Source organism: Frankia gtarii, from assembly GCF_025403375.1.
GTDB lineage: Bacteria > Actinomycetota > Actinomycetes > Frankiales > Frankiaceae > Frankia > Frankia gtarii.
The window spans coordinates 1-2,135 of record NZ_JAMPTM010000493.1 but is presented as its reverse complement, the minus strand read 5'-3'; the positions used below and the strand labels follow the sequence as shown (position 1 = coordinate 2,135).

2 protein-coding genes are annotated in these 2,135 nt (G+C 71.9%); both read left to right on the top strand.

The window, feature by feature from the left end:
• Positions 1-867: RsmA family anti-sigma factor (locus tag NBZ83_RS31770; RefSeq protein WP_261576469.1), on the top strand; the 867-nt coding region annotated here is incomplete at its 5' end.
• Between the two features lie 212 nt (positions 868-1,079).
• Positions 1,080-2,120 carry a thioredoxin-disulfide reductase gene (gene trxB / locus NBZ83_RS31765; protein ID WP_261567082.1) on the top strand — a complete coding sequence of 347 codons (1,041 nt, stop codon included), beginning with the start codon at positions 1,080-1,082 and terminating at the stop codon, positions 2,118-2,120.
• The last annotated feature ends 15 nt before the right edge of the window (positions 2,121-2,135 follow it).

The following is a 2,135-nucleotide window of genomic DNA, read 5'->3' as shown; positions in this document are numbered from 1 at the left end:
CCCCAGACCGGCGCTCATCAGACCGAGACCGACCACGGCGGCACCCCGGGCACCCACCGCGGCGGTCGGCCGTGGCCCGGCGACGCTCGCGGTCGCGGAATTCGCCCCGTCCGGGCTCCGGTCCGCCGGGCCGGCTCGGCCCGGCGGACCGGAGCCCGCGGCGAGCAGCGGCTGGCGTCAGGCCCGTCATCGGCCCCGCGATGGGACTGGGTGTCGATCGCGGCGGTCTGCGCGGCGTTCCTCACCTTCGGCGCTGCCGTCCTCGCCTTCTACGGCCTGCGGGTGGTGGACGCCGACCATCCGGTCGCGGCGGCGAGCGTCGCGCTGGGCCGGGATTCGGCCGGCGCCGCCGCGACCTCGCCGGCCGGGCCAGCCGGGCTGACGATGATGGCGGACTCGCGGACGAACCTCGACCCTGCCGACGTCGGCCAGCACAGCAGGGAGCTGCTCGCGGGCCAGATCGCGGGTTCGGTCACGCTGCCCCTACAGCTGACCGGACCGACGGGGACCATCGCGGAGCGGGGGACCGTGGTGTCGGCGACGGCGGCGGGTGTCCTGCCGTTCCAGGCGGTCGCACGCCAGCCCGGGTCCGTCGTGGCGGCACCGCAGGCCGCGGCGGGTCAACGGCTGCGTGCGCTGCTGGACAACCCCGATCTGCGTACCTGCTACCAGAGTCTGATCGCCCAGTCCGGCGGGGAAATCCTCGCGGTCGATCGCGTCCGGTATGACAGTCAGCCGGCGCTGCTGGTCGTGTTGTCCATCCCCGTGCAGCCGGCGGCCGCGCGGGTGCTCGTCGTCGACGCGCACTGCGGCATCATCAGCGCATCCGCAGCATTGTGGTACAGCGCGACCACCCGGCGCGGGTAGCGTGACCACCGACATCGATGATCTGCGATTACCCAGCACCGGCGGGCACGGGATGGAATCAGACGCCCTCAAGGACCGTTGTCGCTCTCGGACAGCGTCTTCACGGAACACCAGACCCACGAGCAGGGATCCCGACGCGACACCGGGGCCGAAGGGCACCGGCGGGGTCCACCCCGGCTGACGGGGAATCGCGCAGCGCGAAAGGAGCGGGTGTGACAGCCCAGCAGCAGGTCCAGGACGTCACCGGTCACGGTGGCGGATCGGCAGACGACGTGCGCGATGTCATCATCGTCGGCTCGGGGCCGGCAGGTTACACGGCCGCCATCTACACTGCCCGGGCCAACCTGCGGCCACTCGTCTTCGAGGGCGCGGTAGCCGCGGGCGGCGCGCTCATGAACACCACCGAGGTCGAGAACTTTCCCGGCTTTCCCGCGGGCGTGCAGGGCCCGGAGCTGATGGAACAGCTGCGCCAGCAGGCGGAGCGGTTCGGCGCCGAGCTGGTCGCCGACGACGTGACCGAGCTCGACCTCACCGCCAACCCGAAGGTCGTCAAGGTCGAGGACCAGACGTTCCTGGCGCGCACGGTCATCGTCGCCACCGGCTCGGCCTACCGCAAGCTCGGCGTCGAGCACGAGGAGCGGCTGCTCGGGCGTGGAGTGTCGGCCTGCGCGACCTGTGACGGATTCTTCTTCCGCGACCAGGACATCGCCGTCGTCGGCGGCGGTGACTCGGCGATGGAGGAAGCGACGTTCCTGACCCGCTTCGCCCGATCGGTCACGGTGATCCACCGGCGGGACAAGCTGCGGGCGAGCGCGATCATGCAGGAGCGGGCCTTCTCCAACGACAAGATCCGGTTCCGGTGGAACGCCGACGTCGCCGAGATCCTCGGCGAGGACAAGCTCAGCGGCGTCCGTCTCCACGACACGGTCACCGGCAAGACCGACGACCTCGACATCACCGGCCTGTTCGTCGCGATCGGCCACGATCCGCGAACCGAGCTGCTCCGCGGCCAGCTCGAGCTGGACGACGCCGGTTACGTGAAGGTCGCGCACCCCACCACCAAGACGAACCTCGACGGCGTGTTCGCCTGCGGCGACGTGGTCGACCACACCTACCGGCAGGCGATCACCGCGGCCGGCACCGGGTGCGCCGCCGCCCTCGACGCGGAGCGCTTCATCGCCGCCGGTGAGGGTCCCGGCGAGACGACCACCGAGGCCCCGCGGGTCTCCACCCCGGCACCGCAGCCGGCCTGACGTCCACCCCCGGCA